The following is a 16,076-nucleotide window of genomic DNA, read 5'->3' as shown; positions in this document are numbered from 1 at the left end:
GATGTCGCCGACGATTTGTTTTCGACGAGCGTCGCCCGGCACTTCGACACCAGCTCTCATTCGTTTAGTTGATGCAGGAAAAAGTCTCGTCCTCACAGTCGGCATAGTATATTAGCAGGCGCTGTTATGAGGTTTTTGCCCGTTCAGGAGCCGACTGGCACGTGGGCCGTGTTTGATGCGACCGTGGACGTGCCTGCGGATTTCGCTGGCAGTTGCCTTATCGGCTTGCCGCGGGAGCGGGCGGAGTGGCTCGCAGCAAGAGCCAATCGAGATGCTGCTGCAAAAGGCACTTCGATTTGCCGGTTGTCAGCTGCCGGACCGGCACAAGCCACGGTTCTTAGACTTAGACCGATAGGAGAGATTTCGATGATGCAAGAAAGGGTAATGGCGGCTGCGTTGGCAGCCAGGAATCAGGAAGCGGATATTCTTGGTGTCTTCGACATCACCAACAAAACCGATGCGCCAATTGGCCCCCGCCGATTGGGCGAGGCTATCCACTTTGTCGCCAATGCACCTATCGTTGGCTATGATGTTCACGCCGCCGTCATCAGATATGGCCCAGTCGGAACCCCCAGCCTCAGAGCAACAGATTGCGCACAGCTGTGGGAGAAGTTCGGCGAGGCCTTGCTGCAACACTGACGGGCAGACCTTTGGCGCGTATGGTACCACCATCGTGCAGGACACTTTCCTGGCGAGAACGACATGAAGCCTGGCCGGTAATGTTGCAATTAAATTAGCGTGAGTGCATATTTTTTGCTGGCTGGACTCGCAACCGGCCAGGCCCGGCGGCCGGCCGCCAACGGGCTGTCTGGCCGGCGACAAATGGCTCCGCAGGCTCGACGGTCCCTTGGCAAGATCGCCGGAACCACAGCATGATGCGGCAAAACGGGTTTGGGAGAATGACATGCCTAAGGTTTCGGAACTCTTTTTCAAGACAGCCATCATCTTTCTTATTCTGGGAATTGCAGCTGGCCTGCAGATGGCAATTTCAGGCGATCACGGCGCGTTTCCGGCTCACGCGCACATCAACCTGCTGGGGTGGGTCACCAGTGCAATATTCGGCGGCTATTATGCGCTGAACCCGGCGAAGGCTGCCCGCAGGAGCGCGATGATCCACTACGGCGTCTACAATCTCGGCCTGGTCGTGATGCTGCCGGCGCTTTACCTGATGCTGCAGGGAAATCCGGCGCTCGAGCCGATCGTGGCCACCGGCTCAATGATCGTCGCTGTCGCCGTGCTTATCTTTGCCTTCGTGGTTTTCTCCGCCGAAACAGAGCGCTCGGTCTCGGGAATACAAGCGGTCCCGCGCTAGACGGGGCGGCGATGGTGCCGAGTCGACCAAGCCCGTGCTTCTGGTGAAGCGCGGGCCGATTGGTTGTAGGCTGATCTGAGGTAAGGGTGCGGCGAAGATGAAAGCCGCTCAGTAGCCTTTGCGCGCCCCTCTGCCTCCCTGCCTGCCTCAAGATACTCCATCGCAGCGGCAGTCGCCGTCCAGTGTCCCTTCAGACTCGGCGAGCCGGTGAGATTTAACTGGCGGAGAGAGCGGGATTCGAACCCGCGTTACGGTTTCCCGTAAACACACTTTCCAGGCGTGCGCCTTCAACCACTCGGCCACCTCTCCGTCTTTTTAGCATTTTCGACGCGGCCGGTTTCGCCGCGCGGGTTGGGGAGATGCATCTCCTTTGGGATTCCGGCCGGAATTCCGGCCGTGGGCGCCGTCAACCAGCGGATACCCTTTCCCCGCACCCGAGCCGTCAAAGCAACAGGCGCGGGGCTCATCTAGTCGATCCGGTGCCGAATGCCAAGACATAACGGCAGTCTATTCGCTTTGCCGGATACGGATGCTCAGCCCATGCCGTTGGGGCACCCGTTGGGAGCCTATCGAAAGGAGCGGCGGAGGTGTGCTTGCCGCCCCCAGCGCGCCACCGGTCCCGGCGAACCCGGCTGCCGCAGGTTCAACTTCGCGTGTCGCGATTGCGGATAAAGCACGCAGATCCTATTTAACAGTCCACACGACATTCTGATAAACTCCTGGGAGGAAGGGTCCGGATGTTCCGCTTTATCTTCCGTCTTGCCGCAATGATTGCGCTTTCGGTTTCGGTCATCATGGCCGTGCTCGATGCGACCCGCTCGGTGGCGGCTTCAGCGCTGGTGATGACCCCGCTCAACACCAGCTGGCTCGCTGTCTCGCCGGATACGCGCAGCGCCTTCGAAAGCTTCGTCCGCGATAAGATCAACCCGCTGCTGTGGCACGGTGCCATCGCTTGGGTGCTCAGCCAGCCCGGCTTTGCCGTGTTCGCGGTGCTGGCGTTCATTCTTTATGCCATCGGTTACAGGCGGCAGCGCCCCAGCGGGCGGTTCGCCGCAACCTGACATTTCCAGCCTGACCCGGTGTTCCCGTACCAGGAAGGCTCAACCAAGAAGAAAAGGAAACCGCACCATGTTTCTCAGCGACATGCTGAACAAGAAGCTCAACCTGCCGAAGCCCTCCGAGGCGCTGCCCGGCCGCGACCGGCCGATCCCGACGGCATCCAAGCACTTTGTCTCGAACAAGCCTCTCAAGGGTCCTTATCCCGAAGGGATGGAAACGGCGATGTTCGGGCTGGGCTGCTTCTGGGGCGCCGAGCGCCTGTTCTGGCAGGTCGAGGGCGTCTGGGTCACGGCGGCCGGCTATGCCGGCGGCGTCACGCCCAACCCGACCTATCAGGAAACTTGCACGGGGCTCACCGGCCATGCCGAAGTCGTGCTCGTCGTCTACGACCCCAAGATCGTGTCTTATGCCGAGCTCTTGAAGCTGTTCTGGGAAAGCCACGACCCGACGCAAGGCATGCGCCAGGGCAATGATGTCGGCACGACCTACCGTTCGGCGATCTATACGTTCAACGACGCGCAGTATCAGGCGGCGCTCGCCTCGCGCGATGCCTACGAGGCTTCGCTGCGCGGTGCCGGACGCGGCAAGATCACCACGGAGATCGCGCCGGCGCCGGAATTCTACTTCGCCGAGGAAGACCACCAGCAATATCTGGCGAAGAACCCCTACGGCTATTGCGGCCTACAGGGAACCGGCGTTTCCTGCGCCATTCCGGCCGCCGTCTCCGCCTGATTTTATGCCCCTGACGCAAGGAATATGCTGTGGCGCCACGATGCGGCGCCATGCTTTTCCAAAGGGTCAAAATTCCACGTGAATTTTGTTTCGGGCCGTGCCAGATTGGCCCGAAGCGGGAGGAAGACACTCCTGCCTGACGCCGCATGCCTGCCGGAGAACCGGGCCGGCATGCGGTGCATAATGGACAAATAACCGACAGGGGTGTGGATCACATGAAACGTATCGTTCTCGGCCTCATGGCCGCAGCTGCAATGGTTCTTCCGGCCTTCGCCGCGGACATTCAACCCGCGATCCTCTATGATCTCGGCGGCAAGTTCGACAAATCGTTCAACGAGGCGTCGTTCAACGGCGCTGAAAAGTTCAAGACCGAGACCGGCATCCCCTATGTGGAATTCGAGGTCAGCAACGCCACCCAGCGCGAGCAGGCGCTGCGCCGTTTCGCCGAGGACGGCCGCAACCCGATCGTCATGGCGGGCTTCTCGTGGGCTGACGCGCTTGACAAGATCGCCACGGAGTTCCCCGATACCAAATTCGCCATCATCGACATGGTCGTCGACAAGCCCAATGTCCGCTCCCTGGTCTATAAGGAGCAGGAAGGCTCGTACCTCGTCGGCGTGATGGCGGCGATGGCTTCCAAGACCAAGAAGGTCGGCTTCGTCGGCGGCATGGACATTCCGCTGATCCGCAGGTTCGGCTGCGGCTATGTCGGCGGCGCAAAGGCGGCCGGCGCCACCGACGTCATCCAGAACATGACCGGCGATACGCCTGCAGCCTGGAACGATCCGGCCAAGGGCGGCGAGATCGCCAAGACGCAGATCGACCAGGGCGCCGACGTGGTCTACGCGGCGGCAGGCGGCACCGGTGTGGGCGTGCTGCAGGCAGCGGCCGACGCCGGCAAACTCGGCATCGGCGTCGATTCCAACCAGAACGGCCTACAGCCCGGCAAGGTGCTGACCTCCATGGTCAAGCGCGTCGACGTTGCCGTCTACAACACCTTCATGGATGCCAAGGACGGCAAATTCACGGCCGGCGTCAACGATCTCGGCCTCAAGGAAGGCGGCGTCGACTACGCCATGGACGACAACAACAAGGCGCTTGTCGACGATGCGATGAAGGCGGCGGTCGAAAAAGCCAAGGCCGACATCATCGCCGGCACCATCAAGGTGCACGACTACATGTCGGACAATGCCTGCCCGTATTGATCGATTGCCGTTATTGATCGACTGGCACTGCTGAACTGACGAGCCGCCGGGTGAAAGCCCGGCGGTTTTGTCTTGTCGGCCCGCTCACCAGTGCGGCGGCTTGGTCACCGGCACGTCGGGCGCGGCCTGTTCCTCCAGCGCCAGGAAGCGCTCGGCCAGCGCGTCGAGCTTGCGCTGCATGCGCTCGATCACCTTCCACTGCTCGGCGATCTGGCCGGACAGTTCCTCGATGGTCTTCTCCTGCTCGGCGGCGCGGATTTCCAGCGTCGTCAGCCGGTCCTCGGGCATGGTCATTTGAAATCCTCGATCAGGCGATTGTGCAGGCTGCGGCCACGTTGGAAATTGACAAGCATGGCGGGATTTGTCGAGAGTGAACCCTGCTCCGGCCAATTGGTACGGACCCAATTGGCACAGACTGGGCGTCATGCTAGGCGTTTGACCAAGCGGTAAAAAAATAACAGTGGGAACAGGCTGCATGGCGCAAGCCGCAATCGAGCTGATCGGCATCGACAAGAGCTTTGGCGCCGTGCGCGCCAACCGCGACATCAATCTGGAGATTATGCGCGGCACTATCCATGGCATCGTCGGCGAAAACGGCGCCGGCAAGTCGACGCTGATGTCGATCCTCTATGGTTTCTACCAGGCCGATTCCGGCGAGATCCGTGTCGGCGGCCAGCCGGCATCGATCAAGACGCCGAACGATGCGATCGCGCTCGGCATCGGCATGGTGCATCAGCACTTCATGCTGGTCGACAATTTCTCGGTGCTGGAAAACGTCATTCTCGGCGCCGAAAGCGATGCGCTGCTGAAGAAGAGCATCGCCAAGGCGCGTTCCGAGCTGGAGCGGCTCGAGCGCGAATACGGGCTCGAAGTCGATCCCGACGCCATCATCGAGGAGTTGCCGGTCGGCCTGCAGCAACGCGTCGAAATCCTCAAGGCGCTCTATCGCGGCGCCGAGATCCTGATCCTCGACGAGCCGACGGGCGTGCTGACGCCGGCCGAGGCCGACCATCTGTTCCGCATCCTCAGGCAGCTGAAGGAGCAGGGCAAGACGATCGTGCTGATCACCCACAAGCTGCGCGAGATCATGGCGATCACCGACACCGTCTCGGTGATGCGCCAGGGCACGATGGTGGCGACACGCGAAACCAGGAAGACCACGGTCGAGGAACTGGCCGAGCTGATGGTCGGCCGGCGCGTGCTGCTGCGCGTCGAGAAGGGCGAGGCGAAGGCCGGCGGCGTCAAGCTCGCGGTCAAGAACTTGACGGTCAAGGATTCCCGCGGCGTCACCATGGTCGATGACGTCTCCTTCGACGTCCATGCCGGCGAGATCGTCGGCATTGCCGGCGTCGCCGGCAACGGGCAGTCCGAATTGCTCGAGGCGATTTCCGGCATCAGGCATGCCGTTTCGGGCTCGGTCATGCTCGACGGCAAGCCGATCGACCTCACCGGCGCCGCCGACCCTGGCGAGCTGCGCGAGCGCGGCCTTGCCCATGTGCCGGAGGACCGCCATCATGTCGGGCTGGTGCTGGCCTTCGAGGAGAACGAGAATTCGATCCTCGGCTACCAGGACGACGAGCGCTATCTGAAGGGGCCGTTCCTTGACATCGATGCCATCCGTAACGATGCCAGGGACAAGATCGTCAAATATGACATCCGACCGGCGGACTGCCGCCTCAAGACCGCCAATTTCTCCGGCGGCAACCAGCAGAAGATCGTGCTGGCGCGGGAAATGGAACAAGATCCCGGCGTGTTGATCGTCGGCCAGCCGACGCGCGGCGTCGATGTCGGCGCCATCGAATTCATCCACAAGCGCCTCATCGCCATGCGCGACCAGGGCAAGGCGGTGCTGGTGGTTTCGGTCGAGCTCGACGAGATCCGCTCGCTGTCCGACCGCATCCTGGTGATGTTTGCCGGCCGGATCGTCGGCGAACGCGGCCCCGACGCGACCGAGGGCGAGCTCGGCCTGCTGATGGCCGGCGTCGAGCAGCGCGAGGCGGCGGAATGAGCACTCCCTATGCCAAGCTGCCGGCCTGGGCCGACTACGTCCTGATCCCGCTGATCAACCTGTTCGTCGCCTTCGTCGTTGCCGGCTTCGTCGTCATATTGGTTGGCGAGAACCCACTGCGCGCAGCCGTCGTCCTGGTCGAGGGTGCCTTCGGCCGCGGCCAAGGCATCGCGTTCACGCTTTTCTATGCCACCACCTTCATCTTCAGCGGGCTTTCGGTAGCGGTTGCGGCGCATTGCGGCCTGTTCAACATCGGTGGCGAGGGCCAGGGCTATATCGCCGGTCTCGGCATTGGCATTGTTTGCCTGGCCTTCGACAGCGTGCTGCCTTGGTGGCTGACCTTCCCGATCGCCATTATCGCCGCCGCGGCGATGGGCGCGCTGTGGGCGCTGATCCCGGCCTATCTGCAGGCCAAGCGCGGCTCGCACATCGTCATCACCACCATCATGTTCAATTTCATCGCCGCCAGCGTCATGGTCCGTGCGCTGGTCGGGTACTTGAAGCCCCCCGCCTCGATGGCACCGCAGACGCGCACCTTCCTCGAAGGCGCGCAACTGCCGAAGCTCAACTGGGTCATCGAATTGTTCGGCGCCAAAATCCGTTCGGCGCCATTCAACGTAAGTTCCCTGCTGGCGCTAGCCATGGCCTTCCTGGTGTGGGTGCTGATCTGGCGCACCAAGCTCGGCTACGAGATGCGCACCTATGGCCACAGCCCGAAAGCGGCGCGCTATGCCGGCATTTCGGAGATCCGCATCATCATCATCGCGATGATGATCTCGGGCGCGCTAGCCGGCATGATGGCGCTCAACCCGACGATGGGCGACCAGCACAATGTCGCACTCGAATTCGTTTCGGGCGCCGGTTTCGTCGGCATCGCGGTGGCGCTGATGGGCCGCCTGCATCCGGTCGGCATCGTCATGGCGGCAATATTGTTCGGCATGCTCTACCAGGGCGGCGCCGAACTCGCCTTCGAGATGCCGGCGATCAGCCGCGACATGATCGTTATCATCCAGGGCCTCGTCATCCTGTTCGCCGGCGCGCTCGAGCATATGTTCCGGCCCTACGTCCAGGCGTTGTTCGCCTCGCTCAGCCCGAAATCGGTCGGCATGGAAGCGGTCAAGGGGAAGGGCGCCTGAGATGGATTTCTTCAACGCCATCGTACAGGTCCTGGACTCGACCATCCGCCTGTCGGTGCCCTTGCTGCTCGCCTGTCTCGCCGGCCTCTACTCGGAGCGGGCCGGCGTCTTCGACATCGGGCTCGAGGGCAAGATGCTTGTCGGCGCCTTCGCCGGTGCGGCCGCCGCCTCGGTCTTCCACTCGGCCTATCTCGGCCTCGGCGTGGCCATCCTCATCTCGGTTGCCTTCGCGCTGATCCACGGCTTTGCCTCGATCACCCATCGCGGCAACCAGATCGTTTCCGGCGTCGCGATCAATTTCATTGCCGCCGGATCGACGATCATGCTCGGCCAGGCCTGGTTCCAGCAAGGCGGGCGCACGCCGGCGCTGGCCGCCGGCGAGCGGTTCGAGGCAATCATCTGGCCGGGCGCGGAGGCGTTCAGGAGCGTGCCGATCCTCGGGCCGATCTATTCGGAACTCATCTCCGGCCATTCCGTGCTGGTCTATCTCGCCTTCCTGGCCGTGCCGTTCACCTGGTGGGTGCTGTTTCGCACCCGCTTCGGCTTGCGGCTGCGCGCCGTCGGCGAGAACCCGGCCGCGGTCGACACCGCCGGCATCTCGGTCGCCTGGCTGCGCTACCGGGCGCTGATCTGCACCGGCGTGCTCACCGGCATTGCCGGCGCCTATCTGTCGATGGTGCAGAATGGCGGCTTCGTGAAGGACATGACCGCCGGCAAGGGCTATATCGCGCTGGCCGCGCTGATCTTCGCCAAATGGAAACCGGTCAACGCCATGTTCGCCTGCCTGCTGTTCGGCTTCCTCGACGCCGCGTCGATCCGCCTGCAAGGCACGCCGCTGCCGCTGATCGGCAAGGTGCCGGTGCAATTCATGCAGGCGCTGCCCTATGTGCTGACCGTCATCCTGCTCGCCGGCTTCATCGGCAAGGCAATCCCGCCGCGCGCCGGCGGCGTGCCTTATGTCAAGGAACGCTGATCTATCATGGCTCATGATCTGTTCGAAGCGGCGAAAGCCGCCATGGCCAAGGCCTATGCGCCCTATTCGAAATTTCCGGTCGGCGCGGCGTTGCGCACCGAGGACGGCCGTGTCTTCACCGGCGCCAATGTCGAGATCGCGTCCTATCCGGAGGGCTGGTGCGCCGAAACCACCGCACTTGCCAACTACATCATGGGCGGCGGCGGCAAGATCACTGAAATCGCCGTGATCGCCGAACGCGTGGCAAAATGCTCGCCCTGCGGCGGCTGCCGGCAGCGGCTGGCGGAATTCTGCCGGCCGGAGACGAAGTTCTATCTCTGCGATGATAGCGGCGTGGTTGAGACCGTGACCATGGGCGAGTTGCTGCCATACGGGTTTGAAGGCGATGTGCTGAAATGAAGGAAGCGCTCGATCACCTCGTCGAAAGGCTGGACGGGCTGGCGCCGACCACCGCCTTGGTGCTGGGGTCAGGGCTTGGCGGGCTTGTCGACCAGGTCGAGGATGCGGTGCGCATCTCCTACGCCGACTTGCCGGGGTTTCCCCGAAGCGGAGTCAGCGGCCATGCCGGCGAGGTGGTGGCGGGGCTCTTTGCCGGCACGCCGGTGCTGATGCTGTCCGGCCGGGCGCATTATTACGAGCACGGCAACGCGGCGGCGATGCGGCCGGCACTCGAGGTGCTCGCCGGCCTCGGCATCTCCGGGCTGATCCTCACCAACGCCGCCGGTTCGGTCGATCCCGGGATGGGCCCGGGTTCGGTGATGCTGATCACCGATCACATCAATTTCTCGGGCTCCAACCCGCTGATCGGCGAACCGAGCGACCGCCGTTTCGTCGGCCTGACCGAAGCCTACGACGCCGGTCTCCGCTCCGCCATCGAGCAGGCGGCGAAGGCCACCGGTACCACGCTGCACAAGGGCGTCTATATGTGGTTCTCCGGCCCATGCTTCGAGACGCCCGCCGAGATCCGCATGGCGCGCGTCATGGGCGCCAACGCGGTCGGCATGTCGACGGTGCCGGAGGTCATTCTCGCCCGCTTCCTTGGGCTGCGCGTCGCCGCGTGTTCGGTCGTGACCAACCTTGCCGCCGGCATGACCGGAGCCGAGCTGTCGCACCAGGAGACCAAGGACATGGCGCCGGTCGGCGGCGCACGGCTGGCGACCATTCTGCAGCGTGTTTTTCAGGACGGGCTTCCGGAGCACAGGGTCGACGCCTGATGCTTCCCCAGGAAATCATCCGCCGCAAGCGCGACGGCCAGAAGCTCTCGGCTGAGGAGACAGCGTTCTTCATCGAGGGTCTGACCGCCGGCACAGTCACCGACGCGCAGGTCGGCGCCTTTGCCATGGCGGTGTTCTTCAACGGCATGAGCCGCGACGAGGCGGTGGCGCTGACTATGGCGATGCGCGATTCCGGCGATGTGCTCGACTGGTCGGATCTGCCCGGCCCTGTCACCGACAAGCATTCGACGGGCGGCGTCGGCGACAATGTCTCCTTGATGCTGGCGCCGATCGTCGCTGCCTGCGGCGCCTATGTGCCGATGATTTCCGGCAGGGGTCTGGGCCATACCGGGGGCACACTGGACAAGATGGATGCGATCCCCGGCTATATCAGCCAGCCGGATGTTGCGCGCTTCCGCAAGACCGTGCTCGAAACCGGCTGTGCCATCATCGGCCAGACCGCCGATCTGGCACCCGCCGACGCCAGGCTCTACGCCATCCGCGATGTGACGGGAACGGTGGAATCGGTGCCACTGATCACTGCTTCGATCCTGTCGAAGAAGCTGGCGGCCGGCCTCAATTCGCTGGTGCTTGACGTTAAGGTCGGCAACGGCGCCTTCATGGAGAAATCGCGCGACGCAACCGCACTGGCCAACAGCCTGGTCGACGTCGCCAATGGCGCCGGCCTTAAGGCCTCGGCGCTGGTCACCGGCATGAACGAGCCGCTGGCGTCCGCCGCCGGCAATGCGGTCGAGGTGCGCAACGCCGTCGATTTTCTCACCGGCCGCTTTCGCGACCGGCGGCTGGAGGACGTGACGCTGGCGCTGGCCGCCGAGATGCTGCAATCGGCAGGCCTGGTGTCGTCCAACCAGGACGGCCTGCGCCGCGCCGCCGAAACGCTGGCCGGCGGCCGCGCCGCTTCCATCTTCGCGCGCATGGTGGCGGCACTTGGCGGTCCCGCCGACTTTGTCGACAATCCGGAAAAATATTTGCCGAAAGCGGCAACGGAATTTGCCATCAAGGCGAGCGCGAACGGCTTTGTCACCGGCATCGCGACCCGCGAGATCGGGCTTGCCGTGGTCGGGCTTGGCGGTGGGCGGACGCGGCCCGACGACAGGATCGATCACGCCGTCGGCATCACCAGGCTGTTGCCGGTCGGCGCTGAAGTGCGGGCCGGCGAAGCGCTGGCGCTGGTCCATGCCCGCAATAGCGAGGATGCCGAAGCGGCCGCGGCCGCCGTGCTTTCGGCCTATACCATCGGCACTTCCAAACCGGCCACGGAGAAAACCGTCATCCGGCGGATCCTGCCGCGCGGGTAGAGCCATTCCGATGGTATCGGATGGGCTCTATCTTTCTTTGGACCACGATCTTGTCCGAAAACCGGTCCCCACTTTTCGCTGGCGCGGACCTGCGGTTCGGGATCACGTTCTACTGAACCAGCAGCAACTTGCCGTCTTCGACCTGGTATTTTTCGAGCCGCTGCAGAAAGCTCATGCCGATCAGGTTGGTGTGCAGCGCCCTGTCGTCGAGCACGACGGCCTCGACGCCCTCGACGGTGATCCTGCCGATCTGCAGGCGATCAATCGTCACCACGGCGGCCTTGATCGCACCATTGGCGGTGTTAACCTGATGGCTGAAGTCCGTCGAATTGAGCGAAATGCCGATCCTGCGCGCAGTCGAGGTGTTGATGGCGACGAGCGTGGCACCGGTATCGATCATGCCGTCGATCTGGCGGCCGTTCAACTTGAAGACCGACATGAAATGCCCGCGCGAGTCCGCGGTGACGACGACCTTGCGGCCGAGCGGCTGCGGCGTTGTGGGCCTGTCCGGGACGGCGGCGAGATTCAGGTCGGTTTGTGTGTCGGCCGGCCTGGCTCCGATGGCGGATTTCAACAGCCGCTCGATTACCTGTGAATTGGACTGATACACGATCGGCAGCGATGCCGACGTTCCGGCAAACACGCCAAGGATGAGGAGCTTGCGCAGCATGGACCGGCCTTTGTGGTTGCCGATCCTTAGTCGGACATGGTGATTGCCGCTTTAACGAGTGCGGAAACCAGCCGTTTGCGTAAACAATCGGTAAACGGATCTATTTGGTGCCGTACATGCGGTCGCCGGCATCGCCGAGACCCGGCATGATGTAGCCCTTTTCGTTGAGCTGGCGGTCGATGGAAGCGGTGAAGACCGGAACATCGGGATGCGCCTGGGTAAACCGCTCGAGGCCCTCTGGTGCCGCCAACAGGCAGAGGAAGCGGATGTTGGTGGCACCGCGGCCTTTCAGCTTGTCGATCGCCGCGATCGCCGAATTGGCGGTCGCCAGCATCGGATCGACGACGATCACCAGCCGGTCGGCGAGGTCGCCCGGCGCCTTGAAGAAATACTCGACCGCTTCCAGCGTCTCATGGTCGCGATAGAGGCCGATATGGGCGACACGCGCCGCCGGCACCAGATCGAGCAGGCCTTCGAGCAAGCCGTTGCCGGCGCGCAGCACCGAGGCGAAGACCAGTTTCTTGCCCTCCAGCGTCGGCGCCTCCATCGTCTCGATCGGCGTCTCGATGGTCGTCGTCGTCAGTTCCAGGTTGCGGGTGACCTCGTAGCCGAGCAGCAGCGAGATCTCGCGCAGCAGCCGCCGGAAGCCGGCCGTCGAGGTTTCCTTCTTGCGCATGATGGTCAGCTTGTGCTGGACAAGCGGATGGTCGACGACGGTGACGCCCTTCATGGTGTTCTCCAACTGCGCAAATGAATGGTGAATGGTGAATAGTGAATAGTGAACTGGTTTGCGAGTCCTTGGTTGCGCGGAAAAACTCGCGGTTGACGAACCGAAGCGCCGGGTGAACCATTCACCATTCACCATTCACCATTCACCTGCCCTTGGCGCCGAGCCTGCCCAGCAGCACCGCCCTGGTCTTCCTGTCGACGAAGGCTGCCTCGATGGCCGTCCTGGTGACGGCGGTGAGCGCCTTGTCGTCCATCGCAAAATGCTCGGCAGCGATGTCGTATTCGCGTTTCAGCGAGGTCCAGAAATAGGGTGGGTCATCGGAGTTGAGCGTCACCTTGCAGCCCGCTGCCCGCAAGGCGGGGAAGGGATGGTCGGCGAAGCTGTCGAAGATTTTCAGGGCGATGTTGGAGCCAGGGCAGCATTCGAGCACGACGCCTTCGTCGGCGATGCGCCGCACAAGCTCGGGGTTCTCGATGGCGCGCACGCCATGGCCGATGCGAGACGGGCGGATGTGGTCGAGTGCCGCCTCGACGCTCTCCCAGCCCATCAATTCGCCGGCATGGACGGTGATGCCGAGGCCGGCCTCGCGGGCGATCTCGAAGGCCCTGACATAATCTTCCAGGTCGCCTATCCGCTCGTCGCCGGCGACGCCGAAACCGGTGACCAGCGGATGCCCGCAGCGCGCGGCGAAACGCGCCGCTCGCTCGATCGATTCGACACCGAAATTGCGCACGCCGGTGACGATCATGCGGCCTTCGATGCCGGTCTTCGCCTTGGCGCGGGCCATGCCTTCGCCGAGCGCGTCGGTATAGGCCTTCGGCGACAGCCCGGCCTTGCTGGCATGGTCGGGCGAGGTGAAAACCTCGGAATAGATGGCGCCGTCGCGGGCGAGGCTGGTCAGGTAATGATCGGCCAGCCGCGCATAGTCTTCTTCGGTGCGGAACAGGTCCGACGAGAAGTCGTAGGCGGCGAGGAAAGAGGTGAAGTCGTGCCAGACGAAGGAGCCGTCCTGGATGTAGGGCGAGGCATCCTTGCCGTATTTCTCAGCCTGGCGGAGGACGAGTTCAGGCGCCGCTGCCCCTTCGATGTGGCAGTGCAGTTCTGCTTTCAAAGGCATTCAATTATCCCGTCAGGCTTTTTCTTATGACGCAAGTTCCTGTCGGAAAACCGTGTGACACTTTTCCGGAACCTGCTTCGAAGCGCGGCCGAACACCGCGCCTTAAACAATAGCGCCCGCACCATCGATCGGCTATGGTCCCGCCGATTTTATGGCGGATCAAAACGATGTCGGTTGAAAGAACCACTGCTGCGGGCGGCATGGAAACCTCCTATGGTTTCAAGCGGGTAGGGCCAGGCGACAAGCAGTCCCTGGTCAATGATGTTTTCCACAAGGTGGCGAACCGCTACGACCTGATGAACGACCTGATGTCGGCCGGCTTGCATCGGTTGTGGAAGGACGCCATGGTCGCCTGGCTCAATCCACCGAAGCGGCCGGGCTGGAGCGTTCTCGACGTTGCCGGCGGCACCGGCGACGTCGCCTTCCGCATCGTCGAGGCGAGCGGCAGGCACTCTCATGCAACGGTTCTCGATATCAACGGCTCGATGCTCGCCGTCGGCCGCGACCGGGCCGAGAAAAAAGGCCTGTCGGCAAATACCGATTTCGTCGAAGCCAATGCCGAGGAACTGCCTTTTGCCGACGCTACTTTCGACGCCTACACCATCGCTTTCGGCATCCGCAACGTGCCGCGCATCGATGTGGCGCTTGCCGAAGCCTATCGCGTGCTGAAGCCTGGCGGGCGCTTTCTCTGCCTTGAATTCTCCGAGGTCGAGATGCCGCTGCTCGACAAGGTCTATGAAGCATGGTCGTTCAACGCCATTCCGCGGATCGGCAAGGTGGTGACCGGCGATGACGAGCCCTATTCCTATCTGGTCGAATCGATCCGCAAGTTTCCCAATCAGCAGAATTTCGCGGCGATGATTTCGCGCGCAGGCTTCGAGCGCGCCTCATTCCGCAATTATTCCGGCGGCATCGCCGCGCTTCATTCGGGCTGGAAGCTTTGAGGCTGGCCCGCATTTTCCGACGTGCCTTGCGCCAGTTCAGGAAACCGGCAGGGCAAAGCCAGCCATGAGCAGCATCGGCGCTGGTTTCAGGCTCGTACGGGCCGGCTGGGTGCTGGTCCGCGAGGGTGTCATCGCGGCTTTGCCCGGTGACGAGCTCTTCGGCTTGCCGAAATTCGGCTGGCGCATGGCCCGGCTGTTCACCCGCCGTCGCGCGCTTGCCTATGAGCGCGGCGACAGGCTGGCCAAGGCGGTCGTGCGGCTCGGCCCATCCTACGTCAAGCTCGGCCAGTTCCTGGCGACACGGCCGGACGTCGTCGGCAACGACATAGCGCTCGATCTCGCCATGCTGCAGGACAAGATGCAGACGTTTGCGAAGGCCGAGGCCGTTGCAGCGATAGAAGCCTCGCTCGGACGCAAGATCGACGAGCTCTATGTCAGTTTCGGCGAGGCCGTCGCCGCCGCCTCGATCGCCCAGGTCCATACCGCCGAAACGCTGCAGGACGGCGTCGTTAGGCGAGTGGCGGTGAAGGTCATCCGGCCGGGCGTGCGCCGCCGCTTCTTTCGCGATCTGGAGAGCTATTTCCTCGCCGCCCGGCTACAGGAAAAATACATCCCGTCGTCGCGCCGGCTGCGGCCGGTCGAGGTGACCGAGACACTGGCCCAGACCACCAAGATCGAAATGGATTTGAGGCTGGAGGCGGCTGCTTTTTCGGAGCTCGGCGAAAACACCAAGGACGATCCCGGCTTTCGCGTGCCCTCGGTCGACTGGGAGCGCACCGGCCGTGACGTGCTGACCATGGAATGGGTCGACGGCATCAAGATGAACGATATTGCCGGCCTGACCGCCGCCGGCCACGATCTGAAGGCGATTGCCGCCAACCTCGTTCAGTCGTTTCTGCGCCATACGCTGCGTGACGGTTTCTTCCACGCCGACATGCACCCGGGCAACCTGTTTATCGAAGCCGATGGCACCATCGTCGCCGTCGATCTCGGCATTGCCGGCCGGCTCGGCAGGAAGGAGCGCCGCTTCCTCGCCGAAATCCTCTACGGCTTCATCACGCGCGATTACCAGCGCGTCGCCGAAGTTCATTTCGAGGCCGGCTACGTGCCGCGCCAGCACAATGTCGCGGCTTTCGCCCAGGCGATCCGGGCGATCGGCGAACCGATCCACGGCCAGCCGGCCGAGACCATCTCGATGGCCAAGCTGCTGACGCTGCTGTTCGAAGTGACCGACCTCTTCGACATGGCGACGCGGTCCGAACTGGTGCTGCTGCAGAAGACCATGGTCGTCGTCGAAGGCGTCGCCCGCACCCTCGACCCGGCCTTCAACATGTGGAAGACGTCGGAGCCGGTGGTGAGCGGCTGGATTGCCCGCAACCTCGGCCCGCGCGCCCTGCTGGCCGATGCGCGCGACGGTGCCAGTGCGCTGCTGGCGCTGGCCCGCCAGGCACCGGACCTCGCAGCCCGTACCGAGCGGCTGTCGCGTGAGATCGACCTGATGGCCGAAAACGGCCTGCGCTTCGACGAGGGGACGGCGGACGCGATCGGCAAGGCCGAGGCGCGCCACACCCGCTCCGGCCGGCTGGCGCTGTGGGTGATCGCGCTGACGCTGGTGTATATCGCCTGGCGTATATTCTAGCGCTTGTTGCAAAGTGAT

At 63.2% G+C, this 16,076-nt stretch carries 17 protein-coding genes and 1 tRNA gene; 13 read left to right on the top strand and 5 right to left on the bottom strand.

Features of this window, described 5'->3' with window-relative positions; all coding sequences use genetic code 11:
• Positions 1-366: 366 nt before the first annotated feature.
• Together NKI59_RS06090 and NKI59_RS06085 are read left to right on the top strand one after the other, a co-directional pair.
• The gene (locus NKI59_RS06090) at positions 367-639 is read left to right on the top strand and encodes a hypothetical protein (protein WP_352677554.1); all 273 of its coding nucleotides are present in this window, start codon (positions 367-369) and stop codon (positions 637-639) included.
• Between the two features lie 265 nt (positions 640-904).
• Positions 905-1,312, top strand: a complete 408-nt coding sequence (locus NKI59_RS06085; RefSeq protein WP_023675307.1) for a hypothetical protein — start codon at positions 905-907, stop codon at positions 1,310-1,312.
• 219 nt (positions 1,313-1,531) lie between these two features.
• Here the strand turns inward: NKI59_RS06085 and NKI59_RS06080 are convergent.
• Positions 1,532-1,621 (bottom strand) — tRNA-Ser (locus NKI59_RS06080).
• Between the two features lie 428 nt (positions 1,622-2,049).
• Between NKI59_RS06080 and NKI59_RS06075 the strand changes: the two genes are divergently transcribed.
• From NKI59_RS06075 to NKI59_RS06065, 3 genes are all read left to right on the top strand, one after another.
• Complete coding sequence (locus NKI59_RS06075) at positions 2,050-2,373, top strand: hypothetical protein (RefSeq protein WP_352702978.1); 324 nt, start codon at positions 2,050-2,052, stop codon at positions 2,371-2,373.
• Between the two features lie 67 nt (positions 2,374-2,440).
• Positions 2,441-3,103: a peptide-methionine (S)-S-oxide reductase MsrA gene (msrA, locus tag NKI59_RS06070; RefSeq protein ID WP_352702976.1), complete on the top strand. Its 663-nt coding sequence runs from the start codon at positions 2,441-2,443 to the stop codon at positions 3,101-3,103.
• A 215-nt stretch (positions 3,104-3,318) separates the two neighbouring features.
• The gene (locus tag NKI59_RS06065) at positions 3,319-4,308 is read left to right on the top strand and encodes a BMP family lipoprotein (RefSeq protein WP_023675310.1); all 990 of its coding nucleotides are present in this window, start codon (positions 3,319-3,321) and stop codon (positions 4,306-4,308) included.
• A gap of 84 nt (positions 4,309-4,392) precedes the next feature.
• On the opposite strand, the gene NKI59_RS06060 is transcribed toward NKI59_RS06065, so the two are convergent.
• Positions 4,393-4,602, bottom strand: coding sequence for a SlyX family protein (locus NKI59_RS06060; protein WP_031211352.1), 210 nt, complete (start codon positions 4,600-4,602; stop codon positions 4,393-4,395).
• A 181-nt stretch (positions 4,603-4,783) separates the two neighbouring features.
• Here NKI59_RS06060 and NKI59_RS06055 point away from each other — a divergent pair, with 181 nt between their 5' ends.
• The 6 genes from NKI59_RS06055 to deoA are packed head-to-tail and all read left to right on the top strand — an operon-like array spanning position 4,784 to position 10,958.
• Positions 4,784-6,316, top strand: coding sequence for an ABC transporter ATP-binding protein (locus tag NKI59_RS06055; RefSeq protein ID WP_352616400.1), 1,533 nt, complete (start codon positions 4,784-4,786; stop codon positions 6,314-6,316).
• The gene (locus NKI59_RS06050; protein ID WP_023675313.1) at positions 6,313-7,452 is read left to right on the top strand and encodes an ABC transporter permease; all 1,140 of its coding nucleotides are present in this window, start codon (positions 6,313-6,315) and stop codon (positions 7,450-7,452) included. The genes NKI59_RS06055 and NKI59_RS06050 overlap by 4 nt, the downstream gene beginning before the upstream one ends.
• A gap of 1 nt (position 7,453) precedes the next feature.
• Positions 7,454-8,425: an ABC transporter permease gene (locus NKI59_RS06045; RefSeq protein WP_352568192.1), complete on the top strand. Its 972-nt coding sequence runs from the start codon at positions 7,454-7,456 to the stop codon at positions 8,423-8,425.
• 6 nt (positions 8,426-8,431) lie between these two features.
• Complete coding sequence (cdd, locus tag NKI59_RS06040) at positions 8,432-8,824, top strand: cytidine deaminase (protein WP_352488680.1); 393 nt, start codon at positions 8,432-8,434, stop codon at positions 8,822-8,824.
• Positions 8,821-9,639, top strand: coding sequence for a purine-nucleoside phosphorylase (locus NKI59_RS06035; protein ID WP_352588272.1), 819 nt, complete (start codon positions 8,821-8,823; stop codon positions 9,637-9,639). The genes cdd and NKI59_RS06035 overlap by 4 nt, the downstream gene beginning before the upstream one ends.
• Positions 9,639-10,958, top strand: coding sequence for a thymidine phosphorylase (deoA, locus tag NKI59_RS06030; protein WP_352702973.1), 1,320 nt, complete (start codon positions 9,639-9,641; stop codon positions 10,956-10,958). Before NKI59_RS06035 ends, deoA begins: the two co-directional genes overlap by 1 nt.
• 109 nt (positions 10,959-11,067) lie before the next feature.
• Here deoA and NKI59_RS06025 read toward each other — a convergent pair whose 3' ends face one another.
• The 3 genes from NKI59_RS06025 to NKI59_RS06015 all read right to left on the bottom strand — a co-directional run bounded on the left by NKI59_RS06025 (position 11,068) and on the right by NKI59_RS06015 (position 13,475).
• Entirely contained in the window at positions 11,068-11,628 is a 561-nt protein-coding gene (locus NKI59_RS06025) for a TIGR02281 family clan AA aspartic protease (RefSeq protein WP_352702971.1), read from the bottom strand.
• Positions 11,629-11,728: 100 nt separating this feature from the next.
• Positions 11,729-12,358 carry a uracil phosphoribosyltransferase gene (gene upp / locus NKI59_RS06020; protein ID WP_023675320.1) on the bottom strand — a complete coding sequence of 210 codons (630 nt, stop codon included), beginning with the start codon at positions 12,356-12,358 and terminating at the stop codon, positions 11,729-11,731.
• Between the two features lie 142 nt (positions 12,359-12,500).
• A complete protein-coding gene (locus tag NKI59_RS06015; RefSeq protein ID WP_352454014.1) occupies positions 12,501-13,475 on the bottom strand; it encodes an adenosine deaminase in 975 nt (324 codons plus the stop codon).
• A gap of 167 nt (positions 13,476-13,642) precedes the next feature.
• On the opposite strand from NKI59_RS06015, the gene ubiE reads away from it, so the two are divergent.
• On the top strand, positions 13,643-14,419 hold the full coding sequence (gene ubiE, locus NKI59_RS06010; protein ID WP_352698522.1) for a bifunctional demethylmenaquinone methyltransferase/2-methoxy-6-polyprenyl-1,4-benzoquinol methylase UbiE: 777 nt from the start codon (positions 13,643-13,645) through the stop codon (positions 14,417-14,419).
• Positions 14,420-14,483: 64 nt separating this feature from the next.
• Positions 14,484-16,058, top strand: a complete 1,575-nt coding sequence (gene ubiB / locus NKI59_RS06005) for a 2-polyprenylphenol 6-hydroxylase (protein ID WP_352702970.1) — start codon at positions 14,484-14,486, stop codon at positions 16,056-16,058.
• Positions 16,059-16,076 lie beyond the last annotated feature (18 nt).

Origin of the sequence: Mesorhizobium sp. M0598 (assembly GCF_040320865.1) — a bacterium.
In the GTDB taxonomy this organism is placed as follows: domain Bacteria; phylum Pseudomonadota; class Alphaproteobacteria; order Rhizobiales; family Rhizobiaceae; genus Mesorhizobium.
This window is presented reverse-complemented; position numbering and strand designations above follow the sequence as displayed.